The organism is Mesorhizobium amorphae CCNWGS0123 (genome assembly GCF_001686985.1).
Lineage (GTDB): Bacteria > Pseudomonadota > Alphaproteobacteria > Rhizobiales > Rhizobiaceae > Mesorhizobium > Mesorhizobium amorphae.
The window spans coordinates 59440-77872 of record NZ_CP015319.1 but is presented as its reverse complement, the minus strand read 5'-3'; the positions used below and the strand labels follow the sequence as shown (position 1 = coordinate 77872).

The 18433-nt window shown below is 57.0% G+C and carries 15 protein-coding genes and 4 pseudogenes; 7 read left to right on the top strand and 12 right to left on the bottom strand.

Annotation, left to right across the window (positions count from 1 at the left end):
- Positions 1 to 210: 210 nt before the first annotated feature.
- The 10 genes and pseudogenes from repB to A6B35_RS29825 all read right to left on the bottom strand — a co-directional run bounded on the left by repB (position 211) and on the right by A6B35_RS29825 (position 9880).
- Positions 211 to 1242, bottom strand: coding sequence for a plasmid partitioning protein RepB (gene repB, locus A6B35_RS29870; protein ID WP_006205757.1), 1032 nt, complete (start codon positions 1240 to 1242; stop codon positions 211 to 213).
- On the bottom strand, positions 1199 to 2455 hold the full coding sequence (repA, locus tag A6B35_RS29865; RefSeq protein ID WP_065518334.1) for a plasmid partitioning protein RepA: 1257 nt from the start codon (positions 2453 to 2455) through the stop codon (positions 1199 to 1201). Before repA ends, repB begins: the two co-directional genes overlap by 44 nt.
- A 424-nt stretch (positions 2456 to 2879) precedes the next feature.
- A pseudogene (locus tag A6B35_RS37750) lies at positions 2880 to 3624 on the bottom strand (site-specific integrase); the annotation flags it as partial.
- Between the two features lie 604 nt (positions 3625 to 4228).
- Positions 4229 to 4468 (bottom strand): annotated as a pseudogene (locus A6B35_RS36795) (ATP-binding cassette domain-containing protein); the annotation flags it as partial.
- Positions 4469 to 4517: 49 nt separating this feature from the next.
- Positions 4518 to 4665 (bottom strand): annotated as a pseudogene (locus A6B35_RS37415) (L-glyceraldehyde 3-phosphate reductase); the annotation flags it as partial.
- A 139-nt stretch (positions 4666 to 4804) separates the two neighbouring features.
- Positions 4805 to 5758: a nucleoside hydrolase gene (locus A6B35_RS29845; protein WP_006205750.1), complete on the bottom strand. Its 954-nt coding sequence runs from the start codon at positions 5756 to 5758 to the stop codon at positions 4805 to 4807.
- 18 nt (positions 5759 to 5776) lie between these two features.
- Positions 5777 to 6418, bottom strand: a complete 642-nt coding sequence (locus A6B35_RS36310; RefSeq protein ID WP_065518332.1) for an ABC transporter permease — start codon at positions 6416 to 6418, stop codon at positions 5777 to 5779.
- Positions 6331 to 7848 (bottom strand): ABC transporter permease, encoded by a 1518-nt coding sequence (locus A6B35_RS29835; protein ID WP_083209851.1) that lies wholly within the window; start codon positions 7846 to 7848, stop codon positions 6331 to 6333. The genes A6B35_RS36310 and A6B35_RS29835 overlap by 88 nt, the downstream gene beginning before the upstream one ends.
- Positions 7845 to 8918: a quaternary amine ABC transporter ATP-binding protein gene (locus A6B35_RS29830; RefSeq protein WP_006205747.1), complete on the bottom strand. Its 1074-nt coding sequence runs from the start codon at positions 8916 to 8918 to the stop codon at positions 7845 to 7847. The genes A6B35_RS29835 and A6B35_RS29830 overlap by 4 nt, the downstream gene beginning before the upstream one ends.
- Positions 8919 to 8944: 26 nt before the next feature.
- A complete protein-coding gene (locus tag A6B35_RS29825) occupies positions 8945 to 9880 on the bottom strand; it encodes an ABC transporter substrate-binding protein (protein ID WP_040583914.1) in 936 nt (311 codons plus the stop codon).
- A 168-nt stretch (positions 9881 to 10048) separates the two neighbouring features.
- On the opposite strand from A6B35_RS29825, the gene A6B35_RS29820 reads away from it, so the two are divergent.
- From A6B35_RS29820 to A6B35_RS29800, 6 genes and pseudogenes are all read left to right on the top strand, one after another.
- A complete protein-coding gene (locus tag A6B35_RS29820) occupies positions 10049 to 10657 on the top strand; it encodes a TetR/AcrR family transcriptional regulator (protein WP_006205745.1) in 609 nt (202 codons plus the stop codon).
- A 43-nt stretch (positions 10658 to 10700) separates the two neighbouring features.
- Positions 10701 to 10880, top strand: coding sequence for a hypothetical protein (locus A6B35_RS29815; protein WP_006205744.1), 180 nt, complete (start codon positions 10701 to 10703; stop codon positions 10878 to 10880).
- 47 nt (positions 10881 to 10927) lie between these two features.
- Positions 10928 to 11728, top strand: coding sequence for a phytanoyl-CoA dioxygenase family protein (locus tag A6B35_RS29810; RefSeq protein ID WP_040583913.1), 801 nt, complete (start codon positions 10928 to 10930; stop codon positions 11726 to 11728).
- Positions 11729 to 11994: 266 nt separating this feature from the next.
- Positions 11995 to 12414, top strand: coding sequence for an iron response transcriptional regulator IrrA (gene irrA, locus A6B35_RS29805; protein ID WP_006205742.1), 420 nt, complete (start codon positions 11995 to 11997; stop codon positions 12412 to 12414).
- 119 nt (positions 12415 to 12533) lie between these two features.
- Positions 12534 to 12629 (top strand): annotated as a pseudogene (locus A6B35_RS36790) (tyrosine-type recombinase/integrase); the annotation flags it as partial.
- A 64-nt stretch (positions 12630 to 12693) separates the two neighbouring features.
- Positions 12694 to 13239 carry a type IV secretory system conjugative DNA transfer family protein gene (locus tag A6B35_RS29800; RefSeq protein ID WP_156788629.1) on the top strand — a complete coding sequence of 182 codons (546 nt, stop codon included), beginning with the start codon at positions 12694 to 12696 and terminating at the stop codon, positions 13237 to 13239.
- Positions 13240 to 13582: 343 nt separating this feature from the next.
- Here A6B35_RS29800 and A6B35_RS29795 read toward each other — a convergent pair whose 3' ends face one another.
- Both A6B35_RS29795 and A6B35_RS29790 read right to left on the bottom strand, forming a co-directional pair.
- Positions 13583 to 14593, bottom strand: coding sequence for a sterol desaturase family protein (locus A6B35_RS29795; protein ID WP_065518330.1), 1011 nt, complete (start codon positions 14591 to 14593; stop codon positions 13583 to 13585).
- 502 nt (positions 14594 to 15095) lie between these two features.
- Positions 15096 to 16097 carry a LacI family DNA-binding transcriptional regulator gene (locus tag A6B35_RS29790; RefSeq protein ID WP_006200734.1) on the bottom strand — a complete coding sequence of 334 codons (1002 nt, stop codon included), beginning with the start codon at positions 16095 to 16097 and terminating at the stop codon, positions 15096 to 15098.
- 115 nt (positions 16098 to 16212) lie between these two features.
- Between A6B35_RS29790 and A6B35_RS29785 the strand changes: the two genes are divergently transcribed.
- On the top strand, positions 16213 to 17427 hold the full coding sequence (locus tag A6B35_RS29785) for an NAD(P)/FAD-dependent oxidoreductase (RefSeq protein WP_006200733.1): 1215 nt from the start codon (positions 16213 to 16215) through the stop codon (positions 17425 to 17427).
- Positions 17428 to 18433: the final 1006 nt, after the last annotated feature.

Below are 18433 nucleotides of genomic sequence, written 5' to 3'. Positions count from 1 at the left end.
CCTTGACTGTGATTCGCGGAAGTGAGATTCTCATTGTCGCCAAACGAACGAGAGGGGCTTCCGAGACGCTGTTTCGGGGGCCTTTCTTTTTACCGTTTGCTACCTCTGTGTTTGTTGCACCAAGTTCGTCTGGCTTTGGCCGAGGCCTCCACCCCTTCCAGCGCTTCGCTCACCCTTGTCAGATGACAAGGTTTGAGCCCAACACTGAATTCACGCTCGCTCCTCCTGCGAAAAGAACCGCTCCATCAGTGCGGGCAGCTCTGCTTCGAGGAAGGCATTGAATGCTGCAGCGTGCTCGCCGCCTACTGAAAGCTTGACATCGGCACCTGAGAAGGTTGCCCTTCCAACGGCTTTGCCGTTCGGGCTCCTGAGCTCGATTTCACTGTGCGAGCGCTGTGCCGGCACCTTGACTGCATCCAGCGCATGTCTGAATCTCTCATCCGAGGGGAGCCTCAAAACCTTGTCAGCTGACAAGGTTTTTCGCACCCGACCTAGCGCAGAGCTGTCTGCGCCAACTGTCGTCGCCAGTGCGAGCCATCGAGGTCGACCAACCTTGGGAGCACGCCCAATTGCCTCAATCACGTCGAGTGGAAGCACTCTAGACACCGCGCGGAGGCGCGCCAACTCTGGGTCGTCGATGGACAACGCAGCGCGAATATCTCGTGACTTTATGCCCGCCTCATCCATTCGCCAGGCAAAAAGCGCGCGCTCTATCCAGCTCAGGTCCTGGCGGGCCGCATTTTCGATACCCTGTGCAACGACAAGCTCGCTGTCTGACAATGCAACCACCGTCGCCTTGACGCTGATGCCAAGGTCGACCGCGGCGCGCCAACGGCGATGTCCATAGATGACCTGGTATCGACCTTCCGTGGTCGGATGCCGGCGAACCTGAATGGGAACCTTTTGACCTTCCTCCGATATCAGCTTCTTCAGTGCCTCGAACTCGACATCACTGTCATCCGGCAATCGATCAGGGAACGGAGAGGGATCGATCAACTTTGGATCCAGCTCGGCTCCGCCGCCGGCGTCAACCAGCGCCTGAAGCCGGTCACGCTCTTCCCTGAGTTCGGAAAGAGATCGATGAGTCGCCCCGATCACGCCTGCACCCACGCGAGGCAGGGGTTGCGCGTGAATCGGAGGCTTCGCGCTCTCTAAGGAGGCCGACTCACCAACTTCCGCGTCCGGTTCGGAAAAGGAACTAAAGTTCGCCAGAATCGACCTCCCAGAGGGGCGCTTGCTCATCATGTTCGTCCCAGCTCTGGCTAATCAAGCCGAGTATCTGATCGTTGACTGCGTCGATCGACTCTCTCGCACGCTTAGCGGTCGCTGCAGAGATATTCCCGGATTCAAGCTCGTACAGGGTCCGTTTAGCGAGACCCGCAGTCTCGATGGCGGCACTTTCTACCGCGGTCGACGTAAGGACATCCTCAGTGAAGAGATGTCGGAGCATCGTTACGACGTGAACTTGGGAATGATCCATCGGATCATGCCGCGTTACGACATATCGAAGAAAGTCCTGTTTCATCGTTGCTCCTGCGTCGCGAATAACCGATATCAAATCGCCCATCATCAACAGGAACTGGCTCATGGACATCACATCGAGCATCGCTGGATGGACCGTCACCAAGAGACCGGTCGCTGCATAAATTGCACCGAGCGTCAAAAAGCCGAGGGAAGGGGGGGTGTCCAGAATGACGACGTCATATTCATCTTCGACCTCTCGCAGCGCGAGCCGAAGCCGTTCGAAGAAGATGCTGTCGGACCTGCCTTGCCGTTTTGATAAGAACCGGGGAGTCTCATGCTCGTACTCCATGACCTCAATGTTTCCCGGGATCAGGTCGATTCCGGTAAAATAGGTTTTTCGGATTATCTCCCGGATCGGACGCCGCTCGTCATCGTAGCGCAACGCGGCATAGATGGTCTCATTGTGCTGTACATCCATCTCCGGCTGCGCGCCGAACATGGCCGACAGCGACGCTTGAGGGTCGAGGTCAATCGCCAGGACCCTGTAGCCGTGGAGGGCGAGGTAGTGTGCGAGATGCGCGCTCGTCGTTGTCTTGGCGCTCCCGCCCTTAAAATTAGCGACGGCTAAAATCTGAAGATGCTCGCCATCACGCCGATGTGGCAAGAAACGCAAAGCTTCGGTCGGGCGTTGCACCGCGAACAATTCGCGAAGTTCATTGATCTGAGCGAGCGTGTAGGCGCGATGATTGTTCTCAAGTCGAGCCGGCATCGGGCCTTTGCCTTCATTCGACATCAACTTGAGGGTAGATTCAGGTATTGAAGTGAGTCGTGAAACCTCATGAGTCATGAAGTACCTGAGGCTCTTCTGAGCGTGAGGCGGATACATCTGGTGGCGTCTGGCCTGTAGATGGCTAGAGAGCATCCCCGCATGCCGGACAATCTTGTCCGCCGGATCTTCCTGGGGTGCAGCGGTCGCAGCCTGTACAGCCATTGTCGTAGCAAACCCTTATTGTCGGCCTTTTGGCGGTTTATCGCCCTTTGCCCGACAAAGGTAGGCCACGATTCTTCGCGTTCGTCCAGCTCTTTAAGGTTAACAGATACTTAAACGCGACTCCTCGATAATTCAGGATTATGCCCGCGACGGGCAGATTGTCCCACTTAATCCGCTACTTAGGGCCAGACTCACCCAACAGCAAAGATAGTGAACCCGTCATATTTGACGGATCTCGTGCGCCAGACCCAGGACCGTTCCCCTCGCGGGCGGGGCCACGAGGGCGAGTCACCTTGCTCCGGAAGATGGAGAAAGGGCCCGAAGCAGTCTTGCGGGCCCTGTCGACCGACAAATCCACCGAGGAAATTCCTTCCTATTACCACCTGCATCTCACTGAAGGTCGGGTAGGGGAGCCTCTTAGCGCCTATAGCCCAGAAGCCTTGGTGAGATTGACGCGGAAGCGATCGCGCCGATGCTGGTATTTGCGGTCATTTCCGCACTGGCATGACCGAGCTGTTTTTGCACGTAACGCTCGTCGACCTCGGTCGAGGAGGCGAGGACGCGGCGGAAGAAGGGGCCGGCGCGAAGCGAGTGCCCGGAAAATTTCATCTCCGCTCTCCCTCCGAGAGACCGCCGCGCATCCCGGTCGCCAGTCCGTCGGCCAGCTTTTCGAGATGCGCGGGCAGTGTTGCTTGTCGCGACTCAAGGACCTGCGGGGGAGACCTTGATGTTGCGCGCGATCAAACCGAGCACCGGGCAAGGCAAAGCGGTGGGAGCCGAGCGGATCGACGATCAAGAGGTGGCACGAGATCGCACGTACCGAGGGAACAAGCTGGTTAAGGTAATCGAAATCCCGAACGTTGCCGATCAGGACCGTCGCCCCCAGCAGGCCGGCCTGGTGAAAGACCAGCGCATCGTTGGCCGCCGGCGAAGTCCAAAGCAGCATGGCGCGGTCACGAAGACCGCGCAGCGTGCCGCGGTCGAGCGTTTCCAGCATGGTGACAAGATCCTCGCGCAGGATGGCTTCCTTTTGACGGGCAGGGGAGGCGTGTTTGTTGCGGATACCGGTGAGCACGGTGGCGATATGCCGGTCCTTCCGGTCTGCGGTTGACCGCATTGCGTATAGTTCCAGGTCAGGGACGCACCAGGCGGCACTCAATGGTCGACACAGACTTTTGTCCCTTGCCGATCCCGAGGCCTGAGGCCGACAACTTGGGGATCTGGCGGCAGCGGATCAAACGCCTGGCGCCGGCAACACGAGGCGCTACCGGCCGGTGACAGACTTGCGCCCGCGGGCTTGAGAGCATCGGTGGGAGATGTGCGCGTAACAGCACCCTCGGCGCAAGGGAGGGAGGGGAGCGACCGCCGCGAACGATGAAAGGGCGAACGGTTGCGAGAAGGCCGAAAATACGCTAGACGATGCCTTGAGATGGAGGAACGTACAATCGTTCCATCTTGGTCGGGAACAAGGCTGGTGGCCAGCCGATAGCACGAGGGGCCAGGCAAGACGATTGCCGGCCTTATGGCAGCAGCCGTGGCTGAGGCATTTCGCGAGCGACACTCATCCGAAACACAAACCATAATGCAAGATTATCATTCGTTGTTAGCGCTCGACGACCGCAGCGCTTTTGATCCATTTCTGTTCCCAAAAGCGCCGTCATGTTTCATCGTGCTTCCGATGATTCTGCTGCCGAGAGTCTCTCCCCGCCACTAGATCACGCTTGGCGATGCTCCATCGCCTGCGTCGATTTCAACGGTGCCGGCCTGGCTACGCGAGAGCTGCTGCTCTTCCTTCAACCGCTTCAACAGCTTGAGGATGCCTTCGGCGACGAGCGGATCGAGCGCCGAGGTCGGCTCGTCGCAGAGGATGAGCTCCGGCTTGGCGGCCAGCGCCCTGGCAATCGCCACGCGCTGCTTCTGCCCGCCCGAAAGCTCGGCGGGATACCGATCGATAAGCCGTGCGATCTGCTCGAGCAGCTCTCTCACACGCGCCGTTTTCGCCTCACGCCTCAGACGAAGATGTGCAACGATTGCCAGAATGTCACTCCCGGAAGGCCGGTGTGGCGAAATCGAAATGGGGCATACCGAGATCGAGAGCGGCACATGTCGACCTTGCGCTCATGCGGTATCGCCGCCCAAAAAGTATGCTAAAGGCTGAGGGAGACGGTAGGCAGCATCAGGCCCGAACGGCCTATGCAGTTATATTTCATCTTTGATAACGATTTTCAGCCGTTGCCAGCTCATCGTGCCTATCCTGTCAAAAAGAGAGGCGAGGGCTGCTTGAATTTAGTTCCCCGCCAAGCCTGTGAATCTTGGAGTGACTTCTAATTCACTGCCTGACTGATGATTTCAAGCGCTTTGCTGCTCGACCTCGTAGCTTGCCATTAGCTTCCGATTCGTGCCGGCGAGCTTGCCAATAAAGTCTTTCATGATGGCGTTGCGGTCCACGGCATAGACGTAGCGCATCATGTGTCGCGCGCGGTTGGTGCTGTAGTGCATATCGTCGGTCAAAATCGGGGTAGGCATGAGAACGCTTGGCGCCCAGTCGAAGCTCAGCGCCCATGCAGTCGCCGCCATATCCCAGATTTCCTTGGCCCAGCCGACATGATCATCGCAGTAGCCTTTAAAGCGCATGGCGAGGAAGGCGCCGATCTCACCATGTGGCTCTACATAGCGCTCGATTTCCGGGACAGTGCTGTGAAGAATGGTGGTAACCCCTTCGCAGGGAATGAGAACGAGGGGAACGCCGGAGTCGAACAGCACTTGGACGCCGCCGACATCCTGTGCGAGATTGAATTCGTTCTGATGGCTCCAATCTATGGCATGGCCGCCCAACCAGACGACGACGATTTTGTCGGCGATGTCTGGGGCTTTCAAGATCGCCGAGGCAACGTTGCTGATCGCGGCGATGGCAATGACGTAGAGCGGGTCTGCTGCGGACGACTTTATCGCCCTTGCGATTAGGTCATCGACCGCCGGCGCGTCTACCGGCTGCTTCTGCGGCCCGATATATCTCGTCACACCACGATGGACGAGGCCTTTGTGGGGAATGTTCAAGCGGAAAAGCAGAGCAAGGATCTCGTCATAGCTGAGTTCCATGCCGCGGGCGGGATCGCCGTTGGTCTCATTGACGAAGGGTGCGGCGTAGATTGCCTCGACGTTCACCCGCTCGGGCGACAGGAGAGCGTGAACGATCGCGAACTGGTCATCGATCTCGTTGAAGGTGTCCGTGTCGATGACGATACGGCACTTGCCGGCGGGACGGCTTAGCGTCGAAAGTCGCTGGGCTTCGGACAAGGGCATGAAGTATTCCTTTTCTTTTTAATGCGTGCCGCGCAGGCGTTCGGCGACGCCCCGCAGGATACGATCGAGATTGATGGCGAGCAGGCAGAAGACCAGGCCGGCGGTTATGCCGAGGCCCGCGTCAGCCTTGCCAAGCGCGATGTAGATCTGTTGACCCAGTTCAGCGGTGCCGACTGTCGCGGCCACAGGCAGCATAGTGATTGCTGCCATAACCACCTGGTTGAGGCCAAGCAAGAGGGCCGGCCGGGCCGTCGGCAACTGCACCAGCAGCATGCTTTGAAGCGGTGTGCAGCCGATCTGGGTGGCGGTCTCAAGCAGGTTCGTCGAAACACTGCGCAGGCCAGCCTCGGTGTAGCGGATGGCGGGGACAACAGCGTAGAGCGAAATCGCGATCAGGCCCGAGAATTCTCCGACCTTGAAGAACATCAGGGCCGGGATGAGAAAGACGAACTGTGGCATTGTCTGCAGTGCATCGTTGATCGGTCGAATGAGGGCCGAGAAGCGATCGTTGCGGGCAGCGATGATGCCGATCAGACCGCCGACGGAAGCGCAGAGCACAACAGCGACAATGATCAGATAGAGTGACTTGACGAAAGGTACCCAGAGGCCGGTGATGAGCACGAAGCCGAAACTGAGCACGGTGAACAGCGCCAGCCGCATTCCGGCAGCCCGCCATGCACTCCAGGCTGCAAGCGCGACAGCCCCGGCCACGGGAAGGCAACAAGACCGGTGTAGAGCAACATTGCCAGGCAAATCGTTGCACCTGCAGCCGCTGGGCGGCCTTTCAGCATCTGCCGGGCAGACAGGATCGCCGCCAGTGCACCATATACGGCGGTGACACCCGGGGTCATCGAAAAGCCCCAGGTCAGCGGCAGAACCGCACCGGACAATCCAACGCGCAGCGGCAGCACGAAATAATAGAGTACTGCATTCTTGATTGCGTCGAGCACATCGCTGTATCGCGCGACGAACGCCAGAAGACCCTGATTGAGAATCTGGAAATCGACAACGCCTCGACTTTCGTTCCATCCTGCCACGAGAGAGGGAAGGGCGTAACGTGTCACGGCGCCAAGGGCTACAACAGCTGCCGACGCGAGCAAGATCGCTGGCCAACCGGCCATCGGCTTGCCCGTAGTCCGCGATTCAGCCGACCCCAGGAGGCCGCCAGTGATTCGATCGACAACGATCGAGATCATCACGATGACCAGTCCGGCCATCAGGCTCTTTCCTAGATCTGCAGAACGCAGTCCACTCAAAACTGCCCAGCCGACATCATCGAAGCCACCGATGATCGAAGCGGTGATAACCATGCTGAGAGCGGCCATCGTGGTTTGATTGAAGCCGAGCGCCAACATTGGCCGTGCGGAAGGAAGTTCGACCCAGACGAGCCGCTGCCACGATGTGCATCCATTCATTTCCGCGACTTCACGACGTTCAGAAGGCACTTCTGTCAGTCCACTCAGTGTACACCGGGCCATTGGCGGGATTGCGTAGATTGCGGTCGCGACCAGTCCCGCAATCGGACCGAACCCGAAGAGTAGGAGCAACGGCAGCAGATAGGCGAAGGCCGGAAAGGTCTGCATGAAATCAAAGACAAGTTCGAGGGCATTGCGCATGCGCGGCATGAAGAACCCTCCAAGTCCGAGCACGAATCCGATCAGCACCGAAAGCGGCACAGCCAGGATGACCAGCGATAGCGTCGCCATGCTTTGCTGCCAGAAGCCGGTCAGGACAATATATGCGACGGCACCGACGCTGATGGCGATCAGTCTCAAGCCACCGGCCTTCAAGCTGATCAGCAAAATGGCCGCACCAACGACAGGCCATGGCAGAAATTGCAAGGTGCCGATAAGCGCAGCAAGCAGAGTAGCCGCCAGGCGGCTGACGAAGGAGGTGATCGGCAGGATCGTCGGAAAAAGCCAGCCGAGCGCACTGTTGACAAGGGTCGGAACAGGTATCGTCCATGCCTGCGGAAAGCTGGCGATGGTGGGCGATAACTTTGCGGCGCCGACGCAGACCAAGACAAGCACCGGCATTCCCACCGCTTGCAACAGAGTGGGCGCTTTACAAATCAGTTCGAAGCGCTTCATGCGGTCGTCGCTCGCTCGCCACGCAGAAGGCGCGTAATACCCGAGGGGGAAATCTCTCCCAGAATTGTGTCGTCGGGACCAGCGATTCCGATGGACTGCGGGCCACCAAGCAGATCGGGTAGGATCTCCTCCAAGGTGGCCGCGGACGAGAAAATGCGCGATGGACGTTCGCCACCTTGCCCTGGTGTCATCACGTCGCCTGCGCGGATGACCTTGAGGAGCGGGACGTCACGGAGGAATTCGGCGATATAGTTGTTTGCAGGCGACAGCGCGATTTCGACCGGTGTTCCGATCTGCTCGATGGCGCCGTCACGCATGATCGCAATACGGTCCGCAAGACGGAAGGCTTCTTGGACGTCATGCGTCACGAAGACGATCGTCTTGCGTAGCATCTTTTGCAAGCGAATGAATTCATCCTGCATTTGCCGCCGGATCATCGGGTCCAGTGCCGAAAAGGGCTCGTCAAGGAACCAGATTTCCGGCTCGGCTGCCAATGATCGGGCAATACCGACGCGCTGCTGCTGCCCACCAGACAATTCGCGGGGGTATTGGGCCTCACGGCCCTTTAATCCGACAAGTTCCGTCATCTCCCGTGCTCGAGCCTCCCGCTTGGCACGGTCGATCCCCTGCACACGAAGCGGGAAGGCAACGTTGTCGAGCACGGTGAGATGAGGGAGAAGGCCGAAGTTCTGGAAAACCATCCCCATGGCTTGCCGGCGAATATCTGTCATTCGCCGGCGGTCCGCCGCCAGGAGATCTTCTCCGTCGAGGGTGACGCTTCCATAGGACGGTTCTATCAACCGCGTCAGGCAGCGCAGCAATGTCGACTTGCCCGATCCAGACAGGCCCATCAACACAAAGATTTCCGCCTCATGGATGTCAAGCGTTGCACCAGCGACAGCGGCCACATGACCCGGCGCGATTTTACCGGTGACCGAATTGTTGCCGTCATTGCTGGAAGCGCTGGCTATCTCAGCCGCTTCCGGCGGGCTCGCGCCGTAGATTTTCCAGAGGTCGCGACAAGCGAGCTTTACAGAGCCCGGACCTGCCTTCGCATGTGAAGATATCATGCTGTTCTCCCTCGATCCCGACCCGCTTACTTCTTTGCGGCGTCGATCCAAGGCGACCACGTTGCGGTGTTCGCATCCACCCATGCCTTGACCACGTCCTCGATCGGCTTTTTCTCCTGATCGATCTCATAGGTCATTTTCCCCTGGTCGTCGGCGCTCAGTTGGTAGAGCTTAGTCAGCTCGTAGGCCGCGGGCCATTTGTCGCTGAATCCCGCGCGAACCACCTTGATGATCGGAGCGGGAGCCATGCAACGTGCGCCATCCTTTGGATCGCAAGGTGGCATATCCAGCCAGTTGAGTTTGACTTTCGTGAGGATCCAATGCGGTGCCCAGAAGCGCATCAGGAGTGGCTTGTTGGCGGCCACCGCCGCCTGGAGTTCAGCGACGAGAGCCCCTTCGGAGCCAGCCGGCACCGCAGTGAGCGGGATCTTGAAATCGGCGATTTCGTTTGCAGACGCCGTACCCCAGTCTGCGGGATAATCGAGAAGGCGGCCGTTTGGAAGCGTTTCGGCGGTTGCAAGTGCCGCGGCGCAATCTGGTTCCATCAGGGCTTTCCAGCTCGGCAGGCCAGGGCATACCTTGAGTGTAGCATCGGTATAGGCCCAACCGTCCCGGCCATCGAGGCCCAGATCGCCAACCACTTCGACCTTCTTTTCCGCCAGCATCTTGGGATAGATATCGCCAAGATTGTTCGTCCAAAGCTCAGGGACGAGATCGATCGAGCCGTCCTGCATCCCGATCCATTGTGGGAAGGAACCCGCAGTCTGGTATTGGACCTTGTATCCGAGCTTTTCGAGAAGCTGGCCTGCAACGTGGGCAGTAATGTTCTGGCCGGTCCATTCGTTCAGCGAAATGCGGATCGGCGCATTTGTATCGCCAAGCTGTGCGGACAGCACTGATTGAGGGGCGAGTGTGAGTCCGACGAAGGCTGTCGCGAGTGAAAGAGATCGAAGACTGTGCATGGAAATTCCTCCGTTGCTTTTAAATTCCCGACATGTTAGCTAACTCAAACCGTCCAGCCGGTCTATAAAAAACCGTCCAAACGGTCGCATATTTTCAAGAGGTTCTCTTTCGGAGGGTTTTGTCATATCTCGCGCTGAAAAACGCGCACAGGGAAGTCGAGGCGATTTATGAATGAGCCAAAGAAGATTGTGAAGTTTCGCAAGAGCGGCGAAGAAATCAAAGCGCTGATCGTCAACGCCGCAACAAAGGTGGTCATGGAGCGAGGGGCGGCCCGCATGACACTTGCAGAAGTTGCGACTGAGGCCGGCATCAGTAAGGGCGGCTTGCTTCACTACTTTTCCTCGAAGGACGATCTTATTCGAGCGATGATCGCTGCAGGGCTGGAATCCTTCGAGGAGAAGACGATGGCGATGGTCGCTGCTGATCCGACGCCTGGTTCATATCTTCGCGCCTATATAACGACGAGTTTTCCAGCGGAAGGCGCTGATGACATCGCCGCCGCGATGATCGCCGGCATCGCCTCCGACATCGAGCTATTTAATGAGTATTCGGCAGAGAATACAAAATGGTCTGATCGACTGGAAAAAGACGGTCTCGATTATTTTTACGCTCAGGTCATCCGGCTCGCAGTCGATGGTCTGTACTTTAGCGAGGCAATAGGGTTGCCTCAATTCAAGCCGAAGGAGCGGAAAGCCTTTCTGCAGCGGCTTCTCGCTATGACACGCTTAGAAAGCCCGACAACACACGAGCACTCGGAGCCTAAGGGTCAGCCGTAACCTATTTTCCCAGACCGATGCGTCCATCCTCTTAGGATAACTTATGGTGGGTCCATCGTGCGGTGCAGCCGTCCTGCTTGGCTTTCAACGCTTCTTCATCGACTTGGTCGCGATGTCGGCGTCAAAAAATAAACAGGATTCGCATGACCAGTTGACCGTGGAGAAAATTAAGTCGGTGACAGCGGGTCAAGGCGAGCAGTGGGCCACGGTGCAGGCGCCATGACCAACGCTGGGAATGTTGATTGGATTAGCAGACGAAGGAACGCGCTAATGAAAAGTGAAGTTACTGAGGATCAGATCCGAGAATACCAAGAACGAGGGTTCGTGCACATCCCAGGCCTCTTGTCGCCGGCCGAGGTGGCCGAACTCAAAGCCGCCGTCCTCGAGGCAGTTGAGATCATGGCTGACCGCAAGATCGCATCAGGCGGTATCGAGCGGCTCGACGGCGACGACCGCTACTACGATAAGGTCTTTACCCAGCGGATCAACGTCTCCAAACTTAATCAGACGATCCACCGTTACATCCGCGGCCCCGAGATCGGCAACATGGCCAGCGCCCTTGCCAGCCAGCCCGCGATGCGCATCTGGCTCGACCAAGCGCTGATCAAAGAGCCATACGGCAACCCGACCGCGTGGCACTTGGACGATCCCTACTGGTCATTCTATTCGCGCGACGCGATATCGATCTGGATCGCGCTCGAGGATGCGACGCCCCTCAACGGCTGCCTGTCGTTCGTGCCGGGCAGCCACAGGCTCGCCAACTACGACAACACCGACATCGGGAAAGACCTTGCGGGACTTTTCAAGATCTACCCTGGGATGGCAGAGACGGACCCTGTCGCGGTGCCAATGCCCGCCGGCGATTGCAGCTTTCATAACGGACTTACAGCTCATGGTGCCGGGGCCAACATGACACGCCGCCGCCGGATTGCGATGACGGCGGGCTTCATGCCCGATGGCTCCACCTTTAATGGGCTCCAAGACATTCTGCCCACGTCTTACTTCGAAAGTCTGAAAGTCGGCGACAGGCTCTGCGACGACACGATCAACCCGATCGTCGGGCGAGCCTAGCTGGTCAGGCGCAGTTGGGCGCCTTGGGCAAGCGACGATGGAGCCTTAAGGGTAGATTCGGGAGCTTCTCCGATACTCATCGAAGAAAAGTGCGGTAAAATCAATAATTTGATTTTACCGCCAATTCGTGGGTTAGGACCAGAAATCTTCACGTACCGTTCGTATATGCCACACTCCAGGTTGGGCGAGATGACAAACGCATCAACTGGGCCCGCGCCAGATCGCCCAATTAGAAATACCCCTGATCGGGGATTGGAGTTCCCTTTATGGCTGTCGTTGCGGACTTGGCAATCGAGACCAGACTGAGGATGGCGGGGCTGCGGCCCACGCGGCAACGCGTTGCCCTTGCCGATCTGCTATTCGCCAAGGGTGACCGCCACCTGACGGTCGAACAGCTCCACGAGGAAGCTGCTGCCGCGAATGTTCCCGTATCGCTGGCCACCGTCTACAACACGCTGCACCAGTTCACGGGAGCGGGTATGATCCGCGTTCTCGCCCTGGAAAACGCCAAAACCTACTTCGACACCAACGTGGCCGACCACAACCACTTCTTCGTCGAAGGCCCCAACGAAGTTCTGGATATCGCGATGAGCAATCTTGAGATCGACAATTTACCGGAACCGCCCGAAGGCATGGAAATCGCCCATGTCGACGTCGTCATCCGTCTACGCCCCATCCAGCGTTGATGGTCCTTCCCTTACATGAAATCCGGACCGCCCCGATAGGCCAATAACGTTCATGCGCGAAAAGCTGACCTTGTAGTGCAGTGAATTTCTCTCGGTGGCACTCAACATGCTGAGAAGCGACGGTGGATACACTGCGAAATAGCTTCGCCATGCATCTTCTGGACAACGGCACCGACATCCGCTTCATCCAAGTCCTTCTCGGCCAGAGAAATCTGAGGCGGTGCAGCCAGGCAGAGGCTACCTTGGCATGCCTGCGCGGTTGGAGGTGAGCATTGGCGCGTGGCCCGCGAGACTTCGACACAAGCTTGGGCGGACACGATGGCCAGGGATTTTGGCCGGGTCCAATACGCCGTTGCAGCAGGAGCATTAGGGTTTCTTGCGCCACTGGTCAGCCTGTTTCTCATGCGCCCGAGAAAGCGCAATGACTCTCGCTTCATGACGATGAGCGACGTATCGAAGACCGGCCTGACGAAAGTGGGGGGCGTCTTCGTCGGTCGAGCCGGCGGCAGGCTTGCCGAAATTTCCTCGCCCGGCCGCGATCAGCGCTCCGGCAAGCTTCGTTTGACGCAGGGCAAGCTGATCGGCGGCAAGAAATTGTGGATTGACGGCGATGATGTTGGCGGCTTCGTCATAGGGCCGCCGCGCTCGGGTAAAGGCACGTCTCTCATCATCCCGAACGCCTTGATCTGGCCGCATTCGCTCGTGGCTCTCGACCTGCGGGGCGAGACCTATGCGGCGAGTGCCGGCTACCGTTCGACCATGAGCCGAGTCGCGCCGAAATCAGCCCGACGAGTCGTCGGTCCTTCGATCACGCCTTCGCGATGACGGCGACCCGCCGTGCCCACTAACGCCTTTCAGCACCTGTGCAGTAAGCGATGCGCCAACTCTTTGCCGTCCGGCCATACGTCAGTTTCCTCTCCCTGCGGGGAAACTGTCCGCGATTTTCTTTGTCTCAGTCTGGGGGGTGCATTCCAGTGGGAGCGCCGAATAACAGGATAAGACCTAAAAACCATTGGAATGCTCAAAACCCGGCACAGTCATGCCGGGTTTTTTGATTTGACGTCAAACGCAGTTCGCGCTCCGTGGCAGCAGGAGGAGAAAACGTATTTTATGATCAGTTTTAAGAGCGCATTTTCTCACTAGGAGAAAGACAGCCACTGAGTCTGTTTCAAGGAGTAGGCGCGCTTGGTTCTTTTGCGTTCTTTTTCTTAAACCGCTCGTTCATTGTGTTATGGGCCTTCTGGGATCCATCATGAAAGGTGCCAAATAACCTGTCGATCGGCACAACACCATCACTATAGTTTACCTCAAAGAAGCGGTGATGGAGATAGTGCGAATATGACGCCCCATCGATTTGGGCCTTGCCATCCACAAAGACAACTTTGCCAAAACCGGTGTGGTCGACCACCGAATTCAAAGAAATCCGAAGCAAATGCATTACAACCATGAACGGGTTCGAAGGTATAATCCAATTGAGAAGGATAGACGAGAAAAGGAGGACATGCTCCGCCGGGTGCATTGCCAAGCCAGACCAGGGCGTTGGGTTTGAGTTCTTATGATGAACACTGTGGATCCAGCGATAGAGAACCGGCCAGTGGACCAGGCGATGAATCGCATAAAAATGCACTTCCCGGAATAGCGGCAACAGCAACACGAAAAGCGCTACGTAGATCGGATGCTCGCGGGCGTCGACGTAGGGAATCCACCCATTCGCCATAGCCCAAAGCGTAAGGACCAGATAGGCCGTCCATATCGGCACCGCGCTGACAAGCGTCAGGAAGGCGTTGTCATAGAATTGATTGCCGAAAAGGAACAAGTCAGAGTTCTTTGGCCACCGCTTGTTGAACTTGTATTCAGTGTCCTGCGCCCGTTGAACGTAAAGCCTTAGATGCCAGAAGCTGGTCCATACAATGATGATTGCAAGGTTCTCAAGAAACAGCTTCGCGATCCAATCGAAGCGCAAATTCTTCATTTCAGCAAAGTCTGGTATCAGATACCACCACGCTAAGAAACCTAGGCCCGCATACAAAACGGTGTAAGGGTACAAATACCCATTCCAACCAAAGACGAACTTAAATACGTCTATAGGACGAGGTGGCCATACAAAGACCGGCGGGATCTCGATAAGCTCTGGAGGAGCCCAGCCACCGGTGTCGACGCGTTCTGTTTCGTGTACCATTTAGGCCATCCTGCGGGGGTGTATCGATCAATCTCCTCCCCATAATTACCAACGAAATTTTCTCGGCGCCATGCCACTTTTGATGCGAAACCCTCAACGGATGCTCGACTATCTTTCACTCGTTTTGGCGTCACAGCTCTCAGTCCATGCCGCCAAGAGGTCGGAGCCATAGGAGTCGGCAGCAACCAGAGAAGCCGTACCGCATTGGCGCCGACATGCTGCCTTTCCAACCACTGCATGCCTCCTTGCAACCTGAAGCAGTACCTAACCGCTTAGAAAAGCGGTCGCTAACATGTCTCGATACGATAGTCTTGGCTTCGCTCTGGTTCCGGAAATAAGGAAATTGGATCTCGGTGAGGCATGTGCCAAATCTCAACGAGAGTTAGCGGTGCCTGGCGAATTTTGAAGTATCGCCTTCGCCAACGCAAAGCTAAGAACAAAACGCACATCGTCAATAGCAACAAAGGCGAGGAGGAAGCCCGCCACGCCTTTCGCCCACGTACTATACGTTGTCTCGCATGTGCAGCGTGAAAGGGACAGAGGTCGCGCCATACATCTTATCGGAGAGACCGAACCGATAGTTTAAAACTTCAATCGCCTGTCGAACTTGCAGGTCTATATTATGATCAATTACTATTGTAATAGTCTCATCTTCCAACATACTCATCGTGTCTTCTGTAAGGCCGTGCGCAATGATAATCAAACGATCTAAAGGGTGGACTGCAGGGAGGGTCTGCTTTATGGCATTGTTGAATGCGCCCGCATTGTAAATACCTGCGGCATTAGGATGGCTGCGAAGCGCCTGCGAAAGCAAATCTCGTATGAGGGTTTCGTCATCTTGCCCTTCAACCAGTACCGTGGCGTGCCTGTCTGGCGAATAATCTCGAAGGCCGTCGCGAAAGCCCGCGATCCTGTCGGCCTGTGCTCTATACTGGAAGCTGCTATACAGCCCGATGACAGGACCGGGTCGACGCGCCATCTTGGCCATAAAGAAGGCTGAGGCCCTACCAGCTTTATAGTGATCTATGCCGACGTAGGCCAACCGAGGCGTGGTCGGCAAATCCGAAAGCATAGTGACAACGGGCACACCCGCGGACGTGATGGAGCCGACCGCGTCGAGAACGGCATCGTGCTCCTGTCCATAAACAATCAACGCATTGCAGCGCGCCTTAAGAATCGCTTCGGCAACGCGGTGAGGCTTGGTATCGTCAACGAATGTGCGCTGAAGCGTAACGCTGCGGTCAATCAAGGGTCGGTAGCGCTCGAAGGCATCGTTGATCTGCGCAACGTAGGGAAGTTCACGTCGGCCTAGCAATATCTCAAATCGAAGTCCGCTTCGATAAGGCAGCGGCAACGATTTTCCCCAGCCGAGTCGCCTAGCAGCATCGAGGACTTTGCGGGCCGTTTCGGGCTTGACGCCCCCCCGTTCATTCAGTACGCGATCTACCGTTGCAAGGCCAACGCCCGCTAGTTCTGAAATCAATTTCAGTTTTACCCTCATCATATGAACCTATATCATTCGACCACAAACCAGTAGAAGTACCCACTCGGTCTGGCGTATAGAAAGAAACCAAAGAGACATCGAAATTGCTCATCAGAGTTCGAACCCGCAAGTTAAAATGACGACAAGGCTAGTCATAATTGGCGGGGGACAGGCGGGGGGACGTGTCGCGCAGATCGTATCGAACGCCGGTCGCGACTTCGAGATTACGTTGATCGGCAGCGAGGCACATCCGCCATATAATCGACCTCCCCTTTCAAAAGGCGTCCTCCTCGGCACTTCCGAACTGGCTGACTGCCTTATATGGCGCGAACATGACCTTGCATGGCAAGGTGTCGATCTCGTCGCTAATGTGTCAGCCGCCGTTTTGGACGTCGGGAACAAATCCGTTCAAACGAGCACCGGTCAGGCCATTTCATATGACAAGCTGGTCATCGCGACTGGCTCGTATGTTCGCCAGTTCTCCGTGGCTGGCAGCCACAATCATGGCGTCCACAGCCTCCGGACGTTCGATGACGCGAAAAAGATTGGAAGACATTTTTCCAAGGGCAGACGACTGATTGTCGTCGGAGGCGGTTTCATCGGTCTAGAGGTTGCGGCTGCTGCGCGCCTGCGAGGAATGAGTGTTTTGGTGGTTGAGGCGTCCGACCGGCTGCTTGCACGGATCGCCCCGAGACGCCTGAGCGACGCCGTCGCGTTGCATCATCATGCTGCCGGGGTCAATTTCCGATTCGGCAGCATGATTGAAAAATTCGTGGCCGATGCTTCTGGGACATTGAAATCGGCACATCTTTCCACCGGTGAGATCATCCCCTGCGATGTGGCGGTTGTGGGCACCGGCGTCAGCGCGAACACCAGCTTGGCAAAGTCGGCTGGCTTAACCGTCGAGGGTGGAATCATCACAGATTCGGGGCTTAGAACGTCGCATCCAGACATTTATGCGTGCGGCGACTGCGCCTCTTTCTGGCACCCCCTGTTCGAGCGACATATCAGAGTAGAGGCTTGGCAGAATGCCGAAGGTCATGCGCGGATTGTCTCGGCCTCTCTTCTCGGGCAGGAGGTGGCGGGCAACTCGGTCCCATTCTTCTGGTCCGACCAGTATGATTGGTCGATTCAGATCGTTGGATTGCCGCATCTAGGTTCCTCTGCGGTGACCCGCCATATCGGTGGCGCGTTCATTCTCTACCATCTTGATGTTGCGGGACGACTTATAGGTGCCACCGGCTTCGGCAAAGTGGAGATAATCGGGCGCGAAATCCGCCGAGCGAACTATTGGATCTCCGAAAGATTGAACCCCGAACCCCAAGCCCTAGAAAAAGGCGTGCTCGAGTAGCAGCGCAGCAATCCGAGCTAACCACCGTGAGGTGGATGCGACGCCTCGTCAGTTTAACGAAATGCGTCATGCCGAACCCCGCTCGCCCCAAGCCTGTTGATTTCCACTGAGAGCTGGCTCTGACTTTTTTGCTGCTGTTGCGTATGAGATTTCCGGTGATTTCTAGGAGGATCTGCGGATGCACTATCGGTTTCAACGCGCGAGCCTCGCGCCGCATGGCTTTGCTGTGGATTAAGTCAAGATTGTCAGTGAAATCGTTCATATCCTCTTGCGATCTCGCTGCCCCACGGGGACTAGTCCGAACTGCGGAGAGCCGACGCGTTCAAAGCCGATATCTGCGCCGGCCTGCAGACTTGCCGCTTGGCGGTCGACAGGTAGAATTGACCGTCGTGGCGCGTCGGTTTTGGTGCGACGCTGTCCTTTGCGGTCGCCGCGTCTTCTACGAAAAATTCGACGACGGTGTCCTGGCTCGTTACAGCCGTCGGACCCAGCGGCTGGATACGATCGTCTACCATCTTGGTTTGGCGCTTGGCGACAGACCTGCGGCGGATTAATCGCCTTATGATGCCGGTGATATTACACTCTATTGCGGGTGGTTCGTCGGCGTGTCGTCGAACGGACAGAAGACCAGATCACGCGTCTGAAGCTCATCAAACGTCAGATGTACAGGCGCGCAAAACTCGATCTGCTGCAGGCGCGACCGATCGGTGCGACATAGCCATTCCACTTCAGCAAAAGTGCGTCAGAACCACTACTCGGTGGAAACGCCGGTGCAGCTCAACACTTATGGCGACGTGTGGTCGACGATGAGCCCTTAGAAGGTGCCAGGAGACCTGGCTGAAGCGAAGAAGACGAGGATCGTGAGTCTCAGAACGACGGTCGGCAACAGCAGGGAGCTTCGAACGCAGGCAATGATGTGCTGCTAGCCACTAGACGCATTTGGATGGTGCGGACGCACCTAAGCCCGAGCCGATCCAAGGATCGGCCGGAATACCGCGAAAGCCAA

What these genes read in the sequence shown, in the direction of transcription:
- A6B35_RS29830 (WP_006205747.1), bottom strand. Translation starts at nt 8,918, where the DNA reads ATGATATCTTCACATGCGAAGGCAGGTCCGGGCTCTGTAAAGCTCGCT.
- A6B35_RS29825 (WP_040583914.1), bottom strand. Translation starts at nt 9,880, where the DNA reads ATGCACAGTCTTCGATCTCTTTCACTCGCGACAGCCTTCGTCGGACTC.
- repB (WP_006205757.1), bottom strand. Translation starts at nt 1,242, where the DNA reads ATGAGCAAGCGCCCCTCTGGGAGGTCGATTCTGGCGAACTTTAGTTCC.
- A6B35_RS29835 (WP_083209851.1), bottom strand. Translation starts at nt 7,848, where the DNA reads ATGAAGCGCTTCGAACTGATTTGTAAAGCGCCCACTCTGTTGCAAGCG.
- A6B35_RS36310 (WP_065518332.1), bottom strand. Translation starts at nt 6,418, where the DNA reads ATGCGGCTGGCGCTGTTCACCGTGCTCAGTTTCGGCTTCGTGCTCATC.
- A6B35_RS29795 (WP_065518330.1), bottom strand. Translation starts at nt 14,593, where the DNA reads ATGGTACACGAAACAGAACGCGTCGACACCGGTGGCTGGGCTCCTCCA.
- A6B35_RS29810 (WP_040583913.1), top strand. Translation starts at nt 10,928, where the DNA reads ATGAAAAGTGAAGTTACTGAGGATCAGATCCGAGAATACCAAGAACGA.
- repA (WP_065518334.1), bottom strand. Translation starts at nt 2,455, where the DNA reads ATGGCTGTACAGGCTGCGACCGCTGCACCCCAGGAAGATCCGGCGGAC.
- A6B35_RS29785 (WP_006200733.1), top strand. Translation starts at nt 16,213, where the DNA reads ATGACGACAAGGCTAGTCATAATTGGCGGGGGACAGGCGGGGGGACGT.
- A6B35_RS29845 (WP_006205750.1), bottom strand. Translation starts at nt 5,758, where the DNA reads ATGCCCTTGTCCGAAGCCCAGCGACTTTCGACGCTAAGCCGTCCCGCC.
- A6B35_RS29790 (WP_006200734.1), bottom strand. Translation starts at nt 16,097, where the DNA reads ATGATGAGGGTAAAACTGAAATTGATTTCAGAACTAGCGGGCGTTGGC.
- A6B35_RS29815 (WP_006205744.1), top strand. Translation starts at nt 10,701, where the DNA reads ATGGTGGGTCCATCGTGCGGTGCAGCCGTCCTGCTTGGCTTTCAACGC.
- A6B35_RS29820 (WP_006205745.1), top strand. Translation starts at nt 10,049, where the DNA reads ATGAATGAGCCAAAGAAGATTGTGAAGTTTCGCAAGAGCGGCGAAGAA.
- irrA (WP_006205742.1), top strand. Translation starts at nt 11,995, where the DNA reads ATGGCTGTCGTTGCGGACTTGGCAATCGAGACCAGACTGAGGATGGCG.